Raw genomic sequence first — 18,159 nt, forward strand, 5'->3', positions numbered from 1 at the left:
TTAGACTCCAGGTCGTTAGGTTAAGTTGGCATCCTGCCTTATTAAATATCCACAAAATCTGTGGATAAGTCTGTGTGATAAATGATGAAAAGGGATAGTTTATTTAGCAACGTCCCTTTGGTTCATGTCTTATTGGATAAAGCATATGCTTTGCGCTTTCTATTTCTTTTATTCGAAATAGATTGAATGGATACAAGAACTGTTTATAGGGTATATCGCTTGAGCGATTTTTTCTCTACAATATGGGTTTAACCAAAACCAAAGTAATTATGTATAAACCATTAGCCCTTTTTATGGGTTTACGCTACACCCGTGCTAGAAAGAAAAATCATTTTGTTTCTTTTATTTCTCTTAGTTCAATGCTTGGCATTGGCTTGGGAGTGATGGTTCTTATTACTGTTTTATCAGTAATGAATGGTTTTGATCAACAAATACATAAACGATTTTTTGGTATGGCTCCTGAAATTACCGTTTCTGGTCCCAATGAGCGGTTAAACAATTGGCCAGAAATTGCTAAAAAAATTGAAACGATTCCTGAAATCAAGGCATTTTCACCTTTTGTGGGAGGCCAAGGGTTACTGGTTCATGATGGGCAAGTGCTGCCTATTGTCCTAACGGGCGTATTGCCGCAAGAGGAAGAAAAAATGAGTCATCTGCAAGATAAGTTGCTTGCAGGCGATATTAATAATTTAAAAGATTTTGGCATTATTCTTGGACGAGGCTTGGCAGATAGTATGGGTACCATGATTGGGGATAAAGTAACCGTTATGATTCCCCAAGCGACGGTTACACCTGCTGGAATGATTCCTCGTTTTAAACGATTTACTGTTGTAGGTGTTTTTTCTGCAGGGACTGGATTTAATTTTGATACAAAATTAGCGTTTATTAACCTGGGAGATGCCCAGAAATTATTACAAATGGGCAATGATGTCACTGGTATTAAGATGAAAATCGATAATGTGTATCAAGCACCGGAATTGTCTTCTCGATTATCGCATTTGTTAGGTGAAGAATATCAAGTAGGTAATTGGACAGAGCAATATGGATCTTTTTTTCAGGCAGTTAAAATGGAAAAAACGATGATGTTTATGATCTTGTTACTGATTATTGCAGTGGCAGCATTTAATTTAGTATCTTCATTAGTTATGGTTGTAAATGACAAGCAAGCAGAAATTGCGATTTTGAGAACTATAGGAGCGACTCCTTCTACGATATTATGTACCTTTATAGTTCAAGGAATGATGGTTGGAATAGTAGGGACTTTTTTGGGGTTGATTGGTGGGATAATCTTAGCAGAAAATGCGACGACTATTGTGAATCATCTACAAACATGGTTCCATTTTAAAATTTTATCATCCAGTATATATTTTGTGGATTATTTACCCTCTGAAATTATGCTGAGTGATCTATGGAAAGTTTGTCTTATGGCATTATTAATGAGTTTTGTTGCAACTATTTATCCTGCTTGGAGAGCCTCAAGAACAGTGATTGCGGAGGCTTTACACTATGAGTAATCTTATTTTCAATGTTACAAAACTCTGTAAATCTTATAATGATGGTGCCTCCAAAGTTCATGTATTGCGAGGGATTAATTTGAGCATCACTGAAGGGGAGCGTTTGGCAATTATAGGCCCATCAGGATCTGGAAAAAGCACCTTATTACATTTACTTGGTGGACTAGATAAACCAACAAGTGGTGATGTATGTATCAAGGAGGTAAATTGGCAAAAAATAAATGAAAAAAAACGCTGTCAATTAAGAAATCAAGGCTTAGGGTTTATTTATCAGTTCCATCATTTATTGCCTGAATTTACTGCGCTTGAAAATGTTTCCATGCCTTTACTTTTAGCAAAAAAATCGGTTAAAGATGCCGAGGCTGAAGCAAGTCAAATGCTCGATGATGTCGGGCTTAAAGAAAGAAAAACGCATAAACCAGCTCAACTTTCGGGGGGAGAGCGACAAAGGGTCGCTATCGCTCGAGCTTTAGTCCATCAACCTTATTGTGTTTTAGCAGATGAACCTACTGGCAATTTAGATCAGGTTACTGCAACAAAGGTTTTTGAGTTAATGCTGGAATTGAATCGAAAAATGAATACGGCTTTGGTTATTGTTACTCATGATCATCAGTTAGCAAAACAAATGGATAGGGTATTAGTATTAGGAGAAGGGCTTTTATCTGACTTTAAGTAGATCTTAATAAACAGAACTTTTCTGCGGATGTAACTTGATTGTTTGCTACGGCACCTACTCACAAATTAAAAATTTGGGGAAAAGCTATCTTTGATTAATTATGCAGAAATCGTAGCTGATTTTAGTGATTCTCTTTTTAGATATCTCATTCTATCTTATAGAGATATTTATTAGAGATATTTATTTTTTAAACCGGAATTAATTAATAGGAGTACCAAAATGTTTACAAAAATTGAAGTGCTTGGAAATAATTCCGCAACCCGTTCAGCGTTAGAGCAAAATGAGAAAAAGATTGGTTAGTGAAGGGCAAACAAAACAGACCGCAACTCGAAATCATAGATACTGGTGTCCAATTAAACCCGCATCATTTTTTTCCCTTAAAAATATGTTTAAGAGTCAATTAAAAGTGACTAATCTTTTAAGCCCTGAAAGTAAAGAGTTTTCTAATTTATCGCCAATAAAAGGATAACCTGTGTTGCAGGAGTATCAGTACTAATAAAATTGTTCACTGATCAGAAGTTTCTTATTATAAATTCATTGTGACAATTATAAAATATCGCTATGATTTGCTTGCAAATTTTATCTATTTGCTATTAGTTTATCGGACTTTTTTCATACTATAATAAGGATATTTATGTTAAAGTTTAAATTGAGTACACTTGCAATTTTATCTGTAACCTCTTCTTTATGCTTCGGAGCTTTGCCAACTGATGGAATTTTCCCAGCCGCCCCAGGCATCTACCCTCCATTATTTGGAAAGAAAACTTATGATGTATTAGTTGATTTGGTACCCGGTGGAGCCAATCCATTAAATGCATTTGGTGCAGACGGTGGCGTGCAAGGCATGATAAGAAATACGGGTGCTGTTGACCTCTTTGGTGTAGCAGTTCCTTCGCCACAAGGACCGTTACCTCTGACTAGGGGTTATCAGTTTTTGGTCGCGGGGTATGTCTATCCTGCCAATTCCTTGGATTCATGTACCAAAAATCCTTCAACATCCTGTAATCCCAGTCAGAAACCAATAGGGAATTGGCTATGTTCGGGATGGGCACTGGCTGACGCTAATCAAAACCCATGGCCCAAAGGTAAAGCTTTAAATGCTGCCACAATGATGTTTAATATAACTCAGACAGTGCCTAATGAGCCTCAATATAAGGGTATTTTTACTTCAACGCTTTTTGAAGCGAATGCATTCGCAGATGTAGGTACTCAATTTGAGGCACCAATAAATGGTGGAACAGGAAGCTTCACTCATATTAATGAGATGACTGTAGTGCCTCTTGGTTTTGTGGGTGCTCAAGGCTTTCAGCCTGGCCTTAAGGTAGCATTAAGAGTCACTGTAAAAAAAGCGCTGTTTTTAGATGAATCAGAAAAATCGACTCAATAATTCATACCCTAAAATTAATTGCCGCCAAAACGTAATGCTAAGTTTTGGCGGCAACGCTTACATTTGCTTATGTGTTAGAGGGGCGCATGAAAATAAATTATAAGGATTAAAGCCTAATAATCTGCATGACCTGGGGTGCGTGGAAATGGAATTACATCACGTACATTCCCTAATCCAGTAACATAGCTTACAAAACGCTCGAGACCCAATCCAAAACCAGCATGTGGTACAGTACCATAACGACGTAAATCTCTATACCATTGGTAGCTTTCCTTATTGAGATTACTTTCTTCAATGCGTCTATCTAAAACATCTAAACGGTCCTCACGTTCACTACCCCCTATAATTTCACCAATTCCAGGAGCCAGGACATCCATGGCAGCAACCGTCTTTTCATCATCGTTAAGGCGCATATAAAAGCCTTTAATTTCTTGAGGATAATTAGTCAATATGACTGGTTTTTTGCAATGTATCTCTGCAAGGTAACGCTCGTGCTCTGATTGTAAATCAAGTCCCCAGCTGACAGGAAAATCAAATGACTGTTCACTTTTTTCCAAAATCTTAATGGCATCGGTATAGGTCATAATTTCAAAATTTGATTCAGCGATATGTTCTACACGCTCAATACAGCCAGGAGCAACAAATTGATTGAAAAAGTCCATATCGTCTGCCCGTTCTTCAAGAACAACTTTGCATAAGTAACGCAACATGGACTGACTCAAATCACATAGATCAGATAATCCTGCAAAAGCGATTTCAGGCTCCACCATCCAAAACTCTGCCAAGTGGCGACTGGTGTTGGAGTTTTCTGCACGAAAAGTTGGACCAAAAGTATAGACCTTAGACATGGCCAGGCAATAAGCTTCCACGTTTAATTGTCCAGAAACCGTAAGGAAAGTTTCTCTACCAAAGAAATCCTTGCTAAAGTCAATTTGGCCTTGTTCACCTTTAGGCACATTGAGTAGATCTAAAGTCGATACTCGAAACATCTCTCCAGCACCTTCGCAGTCGCTTGAGGTAATAATGGGTGTATGAATCCAAAAAAAACCTTGTTCGTGGAAAAAACGGTGTATGGCTTGTGATAAACAATGACGAATTCGTGTAACAGCACTAATTGTATTAGTACGAGGACGTAAATGTGCTACTTCCCGTAGAAACTCAAGTGTATGACGTTTTGCTTGTATGGGATAGGTATCAGGATTTTCTACCCAGCCAACGACGATGACTTGTTCTGCCTGAATTTCAAAAGTTTGGCCTTTTCCCTGGGAAGCGACTAATTTCCCTGAGACAATTAATGAACAGCCAGCGGTAAGTTTCGCCACGTCATCATGATAATTTGTTAATTTATCAGTGGCTACGATTTGAATGGGGGAAAAACACGAACCATCGTGCATACTGATAAAAGACAGTCCCGCTTTTGAATCACGCCGGGTTTTTACCCAGCCTCTGACAGTAACGTATTCATCAACACTGATTTCACCATCTAAACACTGTCTTATGGTAAAAACTTCGGTCATTTTTTACTCCTAATTATAAATATTCTTAGCTTGGTCACAAAGTAAGACTTTGCATTTCTATTTGCTTGTAAGATCCCGAAGTAGAAAAAGACAGAGGTGTATTTGTGTTACATCAGCATTTTCGATTGGAGAATCCACAAGCACAACACAGGTAGGTGATGCCAAAATCGCAATTTTGTGATCACGCGAAGATAGATACCTTTTACTTAAATTGAGATGATACACTGGGCATATCGGCATTTCTACTCTCTTGGCTAAAACGGGTTGATTTTCTTGGTTTTTATGGACTCTAAAATCATTTTATGCCCTAATACCTTGAGTAAAATCATTGAGGGATAACTATGATGCAAAAAATATTGTATTTATTTCTATTCATATACTCTTTTGACGTGGGCGCAAATGATACGATATTAAAATTATACAGACCCTATGGCGATGTGGAGAACCAGATTGCTCCCCAAGTCAGAAAGACGCTTAGAGGGGATTGTTATTCGCAATCTCGATTAATTGTTCGTGAAGATGCGTGGCGTTGCATGGCAGATGGCAAAACTTATGACCCTTGCTTTGTTAAATCTGGCCCTAATAGGACTACTGCTTTGTGTCCTCAATCTCCCTGGGTAGGTGATAGCGTGCAAATCATGGTAAAATTACCTTTGAATAATGAACAAAATAAAACCTTGGATATGTCGCGTACTTATCCTTGGGCAATAGAGCTAACCAATGGCGAACATTGTCAGGCTATCAATTCAGATAAAATTTATGACAAGATGCCCGTGCGTTATAAATGCAGTAAAAAGAATTACTTGATAGGGCATTTACAACGCTGTAAACCGGTATGGAGCATACTTGAAAAAACACCTTCTGGGGTTGTTACTGTAGAAATCAACAAGGCTTGGTTCTGATCAGAATGGTGTTGCTGTAACGTTCAACTGGCTCAACAAAAAAATTATTAAAATCCAGGTTGTCAGATATTGAGGCTTAAAGATATGAATGGTCTTACTTAGCTTTTTCAATACGATACATTTTGGAATCAGCTAGAGTCAGCATATCTTCTAGCGTTTGGTGTGTCTCTTGATTATATTGGACGCAACCCACACTGAATTCAAGGGGATAATCCTTTGTTTCCAGGGATTTTAAAGAAGTGTGTAATCGGTTAACAATTCTTGCCACATCTTTTTGATTTAACCCAGTACAAAATACACAAAACTCATCCCCGCCTAAACGTGCAACTACATCGTAACATCGAAAATTCTGGAGAAGAAAATTAGAAAATATCTTTAATACTTTATCCCCTTCTGCATGTCCAAATTTATCATTGATGTGTTTAAATTTGTCTAAATCAAAAAATAACAAGGTAAACTCTTTATTTTCTTTTTGGCATTTATGAAACAAATAGCTGGCAAGTTTTAAAAATCCACGCCTGTTAGTTAAGCCTGTTAATAGCAATGAGAATAAAGAGTAAAAGATGACGGTTTTGACCTGGTTTGGTGATTAATATCAGTACATAAATCGTTAATCTGTTTCTTTCTTACCTCTTTTGGGAGCAGTCGAAAAAATCTTGTCATGGCTATTCGTAATTATCAATAACTGAGGTAATTAAGGAAAAAGAGTTGGTGCAGTTTAGCAGAGTCGAACTGGTATGGAAAATCCCTCTGCTGCCTGTTACTTTTTTTAATTGCCTAAGGATTAGGAGCAAAAATTAATTGCTTGGCTAGTGAGTTGAATTTCATGAATCCTCAGGGACTGCTTTTTGAAATGCTTCAAGTGTTAAGCAATGGGTATTAATTTCATTTATAAGGGGATAATCATCCATTGCAAAGTGAAAACGATGTGCATTGTATACTTGAGGGATGAGGCAAAGATCTGCTAAAGAGAGCATATCACCAAAACAAAAAGGTTTTTGGCGAGGGAGTGTTTGTAGTTTAGCTTCAAATGCATCAAATCCGGCTTTAAGCCAATGGTAGTACCACTGTGTTATTTGCGATTCACTGGGATTAAATTGATTTTTTAATTGATTTAATACTCTCAAATTATTTAGAGGATGGATATCGCAGGCAACAATTAAAGCCAAAGATTTAACAGTGGCTCTATCTATGGCATTCTGAGGCAATAAAGGGGGGGTAGGGTAAATTTCATTGAGATAATCGATAATCGCCAATGATTGGCTTATAACATGGCCATTAATTTCTAAACTGGGCACTAAGCCTTGAGGGTTAACTTTGTGATATTCAGGGCTATGTTGTTCTCCTCCATGATTGATTAAATGAATATTTATTTTTTCGTAGGGAACATTTTTTATATTGAGTGCGATTCGCACTCGATAACATGCGGTTGAACGATAATAGTCATAAAGTTTCATAGCTTATACCTTTCAACAATTTGATCAATTGCACCAAATAGGCTGTTTTTTTGATGGTTTAGCATTTCAATGCGAATCCTGTCTCCAAAGCTCATAAATGAAGTTGTCGCTTGTCCTTGTTCTATGATTTCCAGCATTCTTTTTTCAGCAATGCAGGAAGAGCCTTTACTGCGATCAGTGTTAGATACAGTACCTGAACCAATAATGGTGCCCGCACTTAATTTCCTCGTTTTTGCAGCGTGTTGAATCAGTTCTGGAAAGGAAAAGGTCATATCCACACCAGCATTGGGTTGACCAAATAATTGTCCATTTAAATGACTTAATAGCGGCAGATGCACGCGTTGCCCATCCCAGTCAGAACCTAATTCATCAGGAGTAATGGCCACAGGAGAAAAGCTGCTGGAAGGCTTAGACTGAAAAAAACCAAAACCTTTCGCGAGTTCATTGGGGATTAAATTGCGTAATGATACATCATTAACTAACATCAACAATTTAATATGAGGTCCTGCATCCTTATGATTGATACCCATAGGCACATCATCGGTTATGACCGCAACTTCAGCTTCGAAATCAATTCCAAATGCTTCATCTGCAACTAAAATGGGATCTCTTGGACCCAGGAATGAATCTGCGCCTCCTTGATACATGAGTGGATCAGTCCAAAAATTAGCGGGGAGCTCTGCACCACGGGCTTTGCGAACCAGTTCGACATGATTAACATAAGCACTGCCATCCGCCCATTGATAAGCACGGGGCAGGGGAGAGGTACATTCTTGCGGATTAAAGGCAAAAGTATTTGCTAATTGCCCTTCATTAAGTTGTTGATATAGTTCTACTAACTTTGCTTCTACTAAATGCCAATGATCAAGCGCATATTGTAAGTTAGGTGCAATTTGGGGGACAGTGATTGCAGTAGTTAATGACTGATTAACTACACATAGTTGCCCATCTCGAGATGATGTTGATTTTAAACTTGCAAGTTTCATAAGATCCTCATTATCAGCCTAATTTAACCAGCAACTGGGTGTCGTTATCGCTCCATTTTACTGGTATAAACGCCTGGGTTTAATAGGTAAGATAGCCCAGGCTACAGTTTATATTTGTTGTAATAGAGTTTGCTTTCCCCCTGTCATTTGCTTTAAGGGGTTCGTCATTTTCGCGAGGACGACCTACAAATTTTTAAGTCAAATGCAGTACTTCTCCTGGCGTTTACGTCAACCACACATAGAGGAACCGATCTATTACTGTCCATTTATACAGATGTTTCTTTTAAAGTACCTCGTTTGATTTGGTCTCTTTCAATCGCTTCAAATAAAGCCTGGAAATTGCCCTCTCCGAAGCCTTGGTTTCCTTTACGCTGGATAATCTCAAAAAATACGGGGCCAAAGATATTTTCGGTAAAGATTTGCAGCAATAAACCATGTTTAGGATCTTGCTCTCCATCAATTAATATTTTTTCTTCATTCAGTTGCTTGACGGGTTCTTGGTGCCAAGGAAGACGATCATGCAGCATTTCGTAATAAGTATCGGGGACATCAAGGAATTTTACACCTTGCTCCCTTAAAGTGTGTACTGTATGGTAAATATTGTTGGTAGTTAACGCGATATGCTGGATGCCTTCACCTTTGTATTCATGGAGAAACTCTTCGATTTGTGAGAGATCATCTTTGGATTCATTTAAAGGGATCTTAATTTTTCCACAAGGACTACCTAATGCTCGACTTAACAACCCAGTCATCTTACCCTTAATGTTAAAATAGCGAATTTCTTGAAAGTTGAAAATCGATTCGTAAAAATGAGCCCATTTATCCATATTGCCACGAAATACATTATGGGTTAGGTGATCAATTAGAACTAAACCATTACCCTCTATTTTCTGATTGGGTTGATGTTGCCAATGATCCGCGAAGGGTTGATGCTGTTCATCCACAAAATAAATTACACTGCCCCCAATTGCCTGAATGCCTGGTAAGCCATGATGAGTATGATTGCAATCTTCAAATGCAATAGCTCCGTGTTTGATGGCATGGTCAAATGCTTCTTGGGCATTTTTAACTCTAAATCCCATTGCACAAGCGCCTGAGCCATGAGTTTTGGCATGTTCTTCTGCTTGGCAATTAGACGCTGCATTCACTATAAATTGGATTTCACCTTGCTGAAATAAAGTAATGTCCTGGTTTTTATGGTTGGCAGTAGCCTGAAAACCCATATCAGTAAACTGTTGGTGCAGACGTATTTTATCTGGGCCTGAAAATTCCAAGAAAGCAAAACCATCTAATCCGCAAGGGTTGTTGTTTTGTTGCATTATCTATCACTCCTTTAAAATTATTCTGCTGTATCAAACATAACCGTTCACATAATGATGCCAATTTAAGCCCCAAACCTGGTGGGGTAAGGTGTTTTGCTAGATGAAACCCGTGTTTTGAGTTTCTCGGACTGATGACTTAAATCAGTCCTGGGCTTATCATCGTTTTCTTAATGTTTCAAATGAAGGGCTTAAGTGTTGTTCGGTTGTATTAATAATAATCCATCAGCTATAGGTAACAGACTAATAAATACTCGTGGATCATTTTTAATTAAATCATTAAGTTTTCTAATTTCTCTCGTTTGTCCACCCGTTTCATTTTCATCAATTACTTTACCATCCCAAAATATATTATCTACAGCGATTAACCCCTGGGGTTGAATCAGTTTTAATGCCATTTCATAGTAATTGATATAATTTGTTTTATCCGCATCAATAAAAATAAAATCAAATTTATGTTGCCACCCTTCATGAACTAATTCATGCAAAGTATCGAGTGCACGGCCCAGTCGTAATTCAATTTTATGGTCTTGCTTTGCTTCTTTCCAGAAAGGAGGTGCTTTACTCGTCCATGTTGTATTGATGTCGCAAGTAATGAGTTTTCCATCATCAGGTAACATTAATGCCATGGCCAAGGCACTATAGCCGGTGAATGTACCTAACTCCAGGATATTTTTTGCATGAATCAAGCGCAAAAGTAATTGAAAAAATTGCGCTTGCTCTGGAGGAATTTGCATATTTGCCAACTCCATTGAGGATGTTTCTTTGCGTAATGCGGTTAAGGATGGGTGTTCACGCAAAGATTTATCCAGCATGTAGCTATATAATTCGGGAGTTAGATTAATATGCTTCATACGATCCTTTTTATTCTAAGAGAGTTTCTCTTGGGCTAAATTATCTGCTATTTCGTTTGTGGGTAAATTTTCTTTGGCAGATCGCGTAAAAATCTCCATTAAATGGGTGTATATTGCATCGATTTGCTCATTAATTTGTTCTTCAGGAGTATGAAGATATTTAGATGCTGCAAAAATTAATCCCCCAGCATTAATCACGTAGTCTACCGCAAATAAAATACTATTATCATGTAGTTTTTTACCATGATAGGTATGGGCTAATTGATTATTTGCAGCACCTGCAATAATTGTAGTTTGCAGTTGTGGAAGCGTCAGATCATTAATAACTGCCCCCAATGCACAAGGAGCAAAAACATCACAGGGAACTTTGTGAATTTGCTCGGTACTTACTGTTTTTGCTCCAAATTGAGTCACAGCACGTTCAACCGCGGCTGGAGACACATCAGCAACAGTCAGTTTGGCACCTAATTCATGCAAATGTTTGCAAAGCAAAAATCCAACATGGCCCAAGCCTTGAACTGCCACATGAATTCCGTTTAGGCTGTCTTTCCCTAGTTTAAAAGCAACAGCTGCTTGAATACCGCGTAATATTCCACGGGCAGTAGACGGCGATGGATCTCCATCATACTTGGATAAACTGGCAACATATGGAGTATGTTCTGCAATGATGTCCATATCCTTTAATTCAGTACCACTATCAAGAGCAGTGATGTAGCGCCCGTTTAATTCATGAACAAACTTGCCAAATTGATGCATGTATTGTGCACGATCGAAGGATTCTCTAGGTTTTATGATAACCGATTTACCACCTCCCAAAGGCAGATTTACAGATGCGGCCTTAAAGCTCATTCCACGAGCGAGGCGCATCGCATCTTTAACTGCCGCCTGAGTATTTGGATACTCAATAAAACGACACCCTCCTAAAGCAGGACCTAATTTGGTGTTGTGTATGGCTATTATTGCTTTCATTCCTGTTTCAGGATCAACCTTGAAGTGTAAATCACCAAATCCGTGAGAGAGCGCATAATCAAGAAAATCATCATCGGCTATTGTTTGGTTACTATTAGAGATATTGTCCACAGACATCATGTTTCGCTCCGATTGAAATATTTGCAGAAGTTATATTCCTATTTTTTGATTAAATCAATGGTACCGTTTAATAATTTGGTATCTTTGGGTTTGCTGATATACACTTATTCGATTATTTATCAAATTGGAGAATATGATGCGTCAGGTAGTTCAAAAGCTGGCTTTGATGGTAGTTACGCCGTTTGCCTTTGCGGAAAATGCCTTACCACCGCCACCGCCTCAATTAGTGCTTGATAAAATTGATTTTCAACTTTCGGCAAAACAATGGGTTACAACGAAAACTGCGTTGCTTGGCGTCAACATTAATGTAACTTTAAACAATGCGGATCTTGTTAAAGCGCGCTCCGATATTATGGAGCGATTAAACAAAATTGCCAAGGGAGATTGGCATCTCGTCCAGTTTGATCGCTCACAGGACAGTTCGGGGCTTGAGAAACTTTTTGTACAAGCTCAAGCGCGAGTAGGTCAGGAGGTATTAACTGATATTTATCAAAATGCCAAGACTGTAAGCTTGCCAGGCGCTCAATATGAAATCTCCAGTGTAGATTTCAAACCAAGTTTTGAGGAAACACAAATTGTTCTAACGCAAATTCGGCAGCGTTTGTATCAACAAGTAAATAATGAGCTTGCCCGTATTAATAAGGCCTATCCAACACAAAATTATAGTGTGAGTAACTTGGTTTTTGTTGATGGAAATAATCCTCCTCAGCCTAGACCTTATCAAGCCAAAGAGATGAATACGATGTTGGCTGTAGCTGCACCTGCAGCACCTGCTTTGACGGTAAGCAATGAACTTATATTAACAGCTATAGTTGAAGTTGCTGCAAATCGAAAACAATAATTTGATGAAACTGTTGAGTTTTAAGTAGCGCATCGCAGAAACTAGATGGTTATTGCTAAGCTTCATACCAGGTAATGGGAATTGATACTCTACGCAAAAGGCATTGAGACGAGGCTAAAGGAAGGGGGCAAGCCCTAACCTGGGATTTTTTGTGTCACAATGCCGCGCGTAGAGCATAGTGTTATGCTTTTACTTGAAGGGGATTAATTTGTTGGCTGTAGAAAAAATTATTGGGCATAGAGGCGCTTCTGCCTATGCTCCTGAAAATACCATAGCGGCATTTGATAAAGCTTTGGCTTTAGGATGTCGTTTCATTGAGTTTGATGTGATGTGCTCTTCTGATGGCGAACCTTTTGTTATTCATGATGATTGTTTAAAAAGAACTACAAACGGACGAGGGGATGTTGGTTTAGTTGATTCAAGTTACTTACAATCACTGGATGCTGGTTCCTGGTTTTCACGGCGATTTAAAGGGGAACCCATTCCTCATTTTAAAGATGCTTTGGACTGGCTTTCTGCTGCAAATGTGCAAGCAAATATTGAAATTAAACCTTATCCTGGCACAGAAGAGCAAACAGCAGTAGCAGTCATGAGTCATATCAATCGTTATTGGTCGTATGAAAAAAATTTACCTTTAGTATCGAGTTTCTCTTGGGAGGCATTGACATTATGTCGAAGCATTGCTCCAGAGATGCCTTTAGGTTTACTGCTGCATGTATGGGATGAGCAATGGTTGCAAAAAGCAAAACAATTAGAATGTTTTTCCATCCATTTTAATCGCAGGGTATTAACAAAAGAACGGGTTAAAGAGATAAAAGCAGAAGGTTATGTGCTTTGTGCTTATACGGTGAATCGCAGACGTTTAGCAAATAAATTATTTGATTGGGGTGTGGATGCGGTTTTTAGTGATTATCCTGACTTATTAGTATGAAAAAAATAACGCATCACTACTTTAGAAGCTTCATTATTTTTAGTTGCTTATTTGCTTTATTATGCGCTTTTCCAGTTCAGGCAGAACGAATCGAGCTGGTATTTTGGCATGGAATGGCAGGGCATTTAGGGGAAGAAGTCCAGGCACTCGCCCATGAGTTTAACCAAAGTCAAAGCAAATACTTGATTAAACCTGTGTACAAAGGAAATTATGTCGAAACTTTAACCAGTTTTGCTGCAGCATTCAGAGCACACCATCCTCCGGCAATAGTACAAATATTTGAAGTTGGCACTGAAATTATGAGCTCTCCCAAGGGGGTCATTAAACCCGTAGATGAACTCATGCAGGAACAGGGAGTTCGTCTTCCTAAAGAAGACTTTTTACAATCGGTTCGTGAGTTTTACAGCAGAAATGGGCAGTTGATGGGTTTGCCATTTAATCTTTCAGTCGCCACTTTGTATTATAATTTGGATATTCTTGCTAAGGTTGGTTATAACCAGACGAATTTTCCGCGCACCTGGGCTGATATGGAGGTACTGGCTAAAAAATTAAAAAATGCGGGCTATGATTGTACTTATACAACAGCATATCCCGGCTGGGTGTTGTTTGAATCTTTCTTGGCGATTCATGGTTTACCATTAACTCAAAAAAATTATGCTGTTTTTGCCACCCCACAATTATTAAGCCATTTTGAACGCTTAAAACGTTGGCATTCCCTACACTATTTTCGTTATGCAGGAAGAGTAGATGATGCTACTATTTTATTTACCAGTGGGATTTGTCCTTTATTTAGCCAATCTTCGGGAGCTTACAATAGTCTTTCTGCATTAGTTCCTTTTCATATGGGTATTGCAAGTATGCCTTTGGATACAGAAGTCAGCAAAATAAGATACGCAAATGTTGCCGGAGGAGCTGCACTGTGGGCGGTATCAGGACAAACAAAGGAGCAATATCAAGGAATTGCACAATTTTTTGCTTTTATAGTAAAGCCAGAAACCCAAAAACGATGGCATGAACACACAGGATATCTTCCTGTTGGTGTGCAAGGTATCTATGCAAGCATTCTACAAAGCAGTCATCATCCTACATTGTTTATGGCTCAGGCAGACTTAGAAGGCGAAACACCTAACAAAGCACTACAACGCTTTGGCCCACAAAATCAAATCCGTAGTATTAACGATGAAGTCCTGGAGGCTATGTTTGCGGGATTTATAAGCCCCAATGATGCATTAAAAGAGTCTTCTATGCGAACGAATCATGTGTTATTGCGCTTTGTCCAGAATACAGAGGGGCAATGATGTTATTTATGAATTATAATTGACTCGTATGTGTCTGTATCCGTAGGGACGTCTGGATACACAACTTGGGGTGGATTATAGCCTGGGGCATAAGTGTAATGAATCGGGACGTTTGATGTTCCAATGACAGTAGCGGTAGGAACACAACCTACCAAGGAAGTAAGTATTATCCCTAATAAACCACAAGAGAAAATCATCTTTATCATAAAAATCACCTTAAGGCATACAAAAAAGCAGTGCGCCTTCGAGTTTCATTGTATAATTATAGACCAATCTGATGCCAATAGGCCTAAGAGCAAACATTGAATTTGGGCGGTAGTTAGCACTACGCTTGCTATCGAATTTTTATAAAGGCTCTAGAAAATGATTTAGATTGGATTTTTGACCCAAACGATATTGATAAACAATATAAAATGCCATAATGTTTTTTAAATAATTACGCGTCTCTTGCCACGGCAAGGTTTCTATCCATACATCTATTTCTTTGGGGGGATGGTTTTTTAACCAATAAACTACTTGTTTAGGACCGGCATTATAAGCGGCCGCGATAAGTATAGGATGATTACCAAATCGCTTTGCTAGCTGTTTTAAATAAGCAACGCCGATATTAATATTTTTTTGGGGTAGGTATAATTGTTTTTGATCATTATAAGGAATTTTATCTGCTTTTGAGACTACTCGTGCAGTATAGGGCATAACCTGCATTAAACCACGAGCGCCTGCTGAAGAAGTCGCATCATCTCTAAATCCGCTTTCCTGGCGGATAATGGCGTAAATAAATTCGGGCTCAACGGTATATTTTTTAGAATAAATTGAGATGCTGTCTTTGTATGCGAGCGGAAATCGTAAAGAAAGTTGATTATTCAGTGTTTCATTATTACTGAGATAAACCGATTTACCGTGCCATTGCAGTTTATTATCAATCCAATAAACTAAAGCACTTGCCTCATCTTTAGGTAATTCACTAATAAAATCATTAAGTAGTCTAGATGCTTGTAGATTTTGTTTGGTGGCGTAGAGTGTTTGGATTTTATCAATAAAGGATTGATAAGGTTTTAAAACTGCTAAATTTGTTGTGGGTGCCTCATTGCTAAAGCTTGGTGTTTTATCTAGACGCAAACTAGCTAAAAATCCATAATATTGCCTGCTTTTTGCTAACGGTTCATATATTGCACGTGCCTCTGCTGTCTTACCTTGCTCTTCCAGGGAGCGAGCTAGCCAATATTGCCAACAAGGTTCGTCTTTATTTTTTGAATCATTAATTAAAATTGTGACTTGAGCCCAGTTTTTATGTTTTAATGCGAAACGTATTTGCCAATCCAGTAACGTGTCGTTGTAATATTGCGGCTTTACTTTTGCGAACCATTGCAATGTATCTTCATTGTTTCGCATTGCTTTATATAGCGCCACATGGGCTAAAAAGGCTTGTTGTTGCTCTTGGTTAAGCATCTTTTGGGTTTTACTTTGTTGCCATAATTTAAGCGCTTTATCCATATTTATGGAAACCATATGCTTAAGGCCATAAAGATAAATGGTACCGTTTAATCCACCGGGATTAAGTTTACTCACGTTAGCTGGATTTTGGATCACGGTATTTAAAGCCTGAATTTCTGTTCCACTCGATATGTTGTATTGTTTTAACAAATAACGAGCTAATTCAATGTTACGCTGGTCTAATGCGAGGTCAAAACGTTTTATAATTAAGTTTTTGTCTAATTTATTGGCTTTAAACAATAAATTAAATAAGCTATCGCATGATGGGGGCCTTGAGCTTCCTGATAACCACAAAGGAATAGATTCCTTTAAGGCTTCATCCTGCATCCCTAAATTATATTTTGCAATCTGGTCATAACATACAAGATTAATATCCTGAGAGGGGCGGTAATATTGATTAAAATCAGCCCAGTCTTTGTTTTTAGCCAATTCATAAAGCCATTTTTCTCGTAATTTGGTTGAAAGAGCGCCATCTCCGCTAATAAATTCGAGGAATGTGGTATCAGGTGTAGCAGGAATATTTTGACTGTAGGAGAGATAAGTATTAAATCTATCCATGTATGCCTGACCTGAAAGAGCATGGCATAGCTGTGATCCCATAAGTCCGCATAGAAGTAAAATGATATTTTTCATGACGCTCTACATTAAAATTTTTTATATATTGGCTAACTGTGTGCGCATAGCACTAATGGTGTCTTTATAATTGGCACTTTTAAATACAGCAGAGCCTGCAACAAATTGATTTGCTCCAGCACGTGCCAGGGTGGCGATATTGTCTGTTGTAACTCCTCCATCTACACAAAGATCGAGTTGGGGATAACGTTCGCGGATTTGCGGTATTTTGTTAATGATTTCAGGAATAAGTTTTTGACCACCAAAACCTGGATTCACGGTCATTATGAGCACAAAATCTAGTTTATGAGCACACCAGGTTAATACCTCTATGGGGGTTGCCGGGTTTAAGACCAAGCCTGCTTCGCATCCTAAGTCTTTAATCAGATTGAGGCTTCGATCTAAGTGGATGGTAGCATCCGGATGGATGCTAATACGCTTTGCACCCGCTTTTGCAAAAGATTCAATCAGTGCATCTACAGGTTCTATCATGAGATGCACATCTATGGGAAGCTGGGGAAAGCGTTGGATTAACGCGTCGCAAAATGCAGGGCCAAATGTCAAATTAGGAACATAATGATTGTCCATGACATCAAAATGAATAAAATCTGCCCCAGCTTTCATTACAGAGTCGACTTCAGCACCAAGGCAAGTCAGATCGGCGGATAGTATTGAAGGTAATATATGATAAGTCATGGTGTATGTATTTAAAATTCGGTGCATAAGCATATGATATGCTGTCTTGAAAAAACATTCTATTGCTATCTTGCGGAAAGCAATAAATTGTTTTCAGGTGACATTGATTAGGGCATCGGGAATTGGGAAGATCACTAACCTCTCCATAATTTGAACTCAACATTGAGAATTTGAACAAAATATGAGATAATATCAGACCTGTTTCTGATTTTATGTTGCGTTAAGTTATAAAGACCTAATCATGCTTTTAGGGAGAATAATATGAGTCAAAATTGGCCTACTAGAGACAAAGATTTACAAACTGCCCGCATGATTATGGAAGAATATGCCAGTGAGCGTGAAAGTGATACCTTAGGTCTTTTTGAAATCGTTGTCGATCAAACCGAAAAAAAGATGAGTTTTCGCTTATCCGGATGGGTTGTTGCTTTAGCAAAACATTTTAATTCAGTGTATGGAGTAGATCAGGGCGATTTTGTAATCCGACAAGTGATTACACGTTGTTTTACTCAGGGACAAACGTTACATTAAATTTTTCCTGAAATATTAAGGTGTTATCCACTAAATCCGAGACAAGGTGTCTGTTAAG

Annotated in this window: 19 protein-coding genes; 9 read left to right on the forward strand and 10 right to left on the reverse strand. The window is 38.3% G+C overall.

Annotation, left to right across the window (positions count from 1 at the left end):
* Positions 1–269 precede the first annotated feature (269 nt).
* The 4 genes from EKG34_RS06595 (at position 270) to EKG34_RS06610 (ending at position 3,577) form a co-directional block, all read left to right on the forward strand.
* Positions 270–1,514, forward strand: a complete 1,245-nt coding sequence (locus EKG34_RS06595; RefSeq protein WP_012978829.1) for a lipoprotein-releasing ABC transporter permease subunit — start codon at positions 270–272, stop codon at positions 1,512–1,514.
* A complete protein-coding gene (gene lolD / locus EKG34_RS06600; protein WP_003632923.1) occupies positions 1,507–2,190 on the forward strand; it encodes a lipoprotein-releasing ABC transporter ATP-binding protein LolD in 684 nt (227 codons plus the stop codon). Before EKG34_RS06595 ends, lolD begins: the two co-directional genes overlap by 8 nt.
* Before the next feature lie 280 nt (positions 2,191–2,470).
* Positions 2,471–2,659 (forward strand): hypothetical protein, encoded by a 189-nt coding sequence (locus EKG34_RS06605; RefSeq protein ID WP_125461278.1) that lies wholly within the window; start codon positions 2,471–2,473, stop codon positions 2,657–2,659.
* Between the two features lie 165 nt (positions 2,660–2,824).
* Positions 2,825–3,577, forward strand: a complete 753-nt coding sequence (locus EKG34_RS06610) for a hypothetical protein (protein ID WP_003632921.1) — start codon at positions 2,825–2,827, stop codon at positions 3,575–3,577.
* 113 nt (positions 3,578–3,690) lie between these two features.
* Here EKG34_RS06610 and asnS read toward each other — a convergent pair whose 3' ends face one another.
* Positions 3,691–5,094 carry an asparagine--tRNA ligase gene (gene asnS / locus EKG34_RS06615; protein WP_003632920.1) on the reverse strand — a complete coding sequence of 468 codons (1,404 nt, stop codon included), beginning with the start codon at positions 5,092–5,094 and terminating at the stop codon, positions 3,691–3,693.
* Between the two features lie 341 nt (positions 5,095–5,435).
* Here asnS and EKG34_RS06620 point away from each other — a divergent pair, with 341 nt between their 5' ends.
* Positions 5,436–5,996, forward strand: a complete 561-nt coding sequence (locus EKG34_RS06620; RefSeq protein ID WP_003632919.1) for a hypothetical protein — start codon at positions 5,436–5,438, stop codon at positions 5,994–5,996.
* Between the two features lie 94 nt (positions 5,997–6,090).
* On the opposite strand, the gene EKG34_RS06625 is transcribed toward EKG34_RS06620, so the two are convergent.
* The 6 genes from EKG34_RS06625 to EKG34_RS06650 all read right to left on the reverse strand — a co-directional run bounded on the left by EKG34_RS06625 (position 6,091) and on the right by EKG34_RS06650 (position 11,701).
* Entirely contained in the window at positions 6,091–6,540 is a 450-nt protein-coding gene (locus EKG34_RS06625) for a GGDEF domain-containing protein (protein WP_003632918.1), read from the reverse strand.
* A 280-nt stretch (positions 6,541–6,820) separates the two neighbouring features.
* Positions 6,821–7,453 (reverse strand): maleylacetoacetate isomerase, encoded by a 633-nt coding sequence (maiA, locus tag EKG34_RS06630; protein ID WP_003632917.1) that lies wholly within the window; start codon positions 7,451–7,453, stop codon positions 6,821–6,823.
* Entirely contained in the window at positions 7,450–8,439 is a 990-nt protein-coding gene (locus EKG34_RS06635) for a fumarylacetoacetate hydrolase family protein (RefSeq protein WP_003632916.1), read from the reverse strand. Before EKG34_RS06635 ends, maiA begins: the two co-directional genes overlap by 4 nt.
* Before the next feature lie 266 nt (positions 8,440–8,705).
* The gene (gene hppD, locus EKG34_RS06640; RefSeq protein WP_003632915.1) at positions 8,706–9,758 is read right to left on the reverse strand and encodes a 4-hydroxyphenylpyruvate dioxygenase; all 1,053 of its coding nucleotides are present in this window, start codon (positions 9,756–9,758) and stop codon (positions 8,706–8,708) included.
* Between the two features lie 191 nt (positions 9,759–9,949).
* Positions 9,950–10,612, reverse strand: a complete 663-nt coding sequence (locus tag EKG34_RS06645; RefSeq protein ID WP_003632913.1) for an O-methyltransferase — start codon at positions 10,610–10,612, stop codon at positions 9,950–9,952.
* A 15-nt stretch (positions 10,613–10,627) separates the two neighbouring features.
* On the reverse strand, positions 10,628–11,701 hold the full coding sequence (locus EKG34_RS06650; RefSeq protein ID WP_012978831.1) for a Leu/Phe/Val dehydrogenase: 1,074 nt from the start codon (positions 11,699–11,701) through the stop codon (positions 10,628–10,630).
* Between the two features lie 136 nt (positions 11,702–11,837).
* Between EKG34_RS06650 and EKG34_RS06655 the strand changes: the two genes are divergently transcribed.
* The 3 genes from EKG34_RS06655 to EKG34_RS06665 all read left to right on the forward strand — a co-directional run bounded on the left by EKG34_RS06655 (position 11,838) and on the right by EKG34_RS06665 (position 14,771).
* The gene (locus tag EKG34_RS06655; protein ID WP_003632911.1) at positions 11,838–12,542 is read left to right on the forward strand and encodes a hypothetical protein; all 705 of its coding nucleotides are present in this window, start codon (positions 11,838–11,840) and stop codon (positions 12,540–12,542) included.
* Between the two features lie 211 nt (positions 12,543–12,753).
* The gene (gene ugpQ / locus EKG34_RS06660; protein ID WP_012978832.1) at positions 12,754–13,473 is read left to right on the forward strand and encodes a glycerophosphodiester phosphodiesterase; all 720 of its coding nucleotides are present in this window, start codon (positions 12,754–12,756) and stop codon (positions 13,471–13,473) included.
* Positions 13,470–14,771 (forward strand): extracellular solute-binding protein, encoded by a 1,302-nt coding sequence (locus EKG34_RS06665; protein WP_003632909.1) that lies wholly within the window; start codon positions 13,470–13,472, stop codon positions 14,769–14,771. The genes ugpQ and EKG34_RS06665 overlap by 4 nt, the downstream gene beginning before the upstream one ends.
* A 2-nt stretch (positions 14,772–14,773) precedes the next feature.
* On the opposite strand, the gene EKG34_RS06670 is transcribed toward EKG34_RS06665, so the two are convergent.
* The 3 genes from EKG34_RS06670 to rpe all read right to left on the reverse strand — a co-directional run bounded on the left by EKG34_RS06670 (position 14,774) and on the right by rpe (position 17,573).
* On the reverse strand, positions 14,774–14,977 hold the full coding sequence (locus EKG34_RS06670; protein WP_012978833.1) for a hypothetical protein: 204 nt from the start codon (positions 14,975–14,977) through the stop codon (positions 14,774–14,776).
* 139 nt (positions 14,978–15,116) lie between these two features.
* Positions 15,117–16,898, reverse strand: coding sequence for a transglycosylase SLT domain-containing protein (locus EKG34_RS06675; protein WP_003632908.1), 1,782 nt, complete (start codon positions 16,896–16,898; stop codon positions 15,117–15,119).
* A 21-nt stretch (positions 16,899–16,919) separates the two neighbouring features.
* Entirely contained in the window at positions 16,920–17,573 is a 654-nt protein-coding gene (gene rpe / locus EKG34_RS06680) for a ribulose-phosphate 3-epimerase (protein ID WP_012978834.1), read from the reverse strand.
* Between the two features lie 261 nt (positions 17,574–17,834).
* Between rpe and EKG34_RS06685 the strand changes: the two genes are divergently transcribed.
* Positions 17,835–18,101, forward strand: a complete 267-nt coding sequence (locus EKG34_RS06685) for a hypothetical protein (protein ID WP_003632906.1) — start codon at positions 17,835–17,837, stop codon at positions 18,099–18,101.
* Positions 18,102–18,159 lie beyond the last annotated feature (58 nt).

This window comes from Legionella longbeachae (genome assembly GCF_004283175.1).
Taxonomy (GTDB): Bacteria; Pseudomonadota; Gammaproteobacteria; order Legionellales; family Legionellaceae; genus Legionella; species Legionella longbeachae.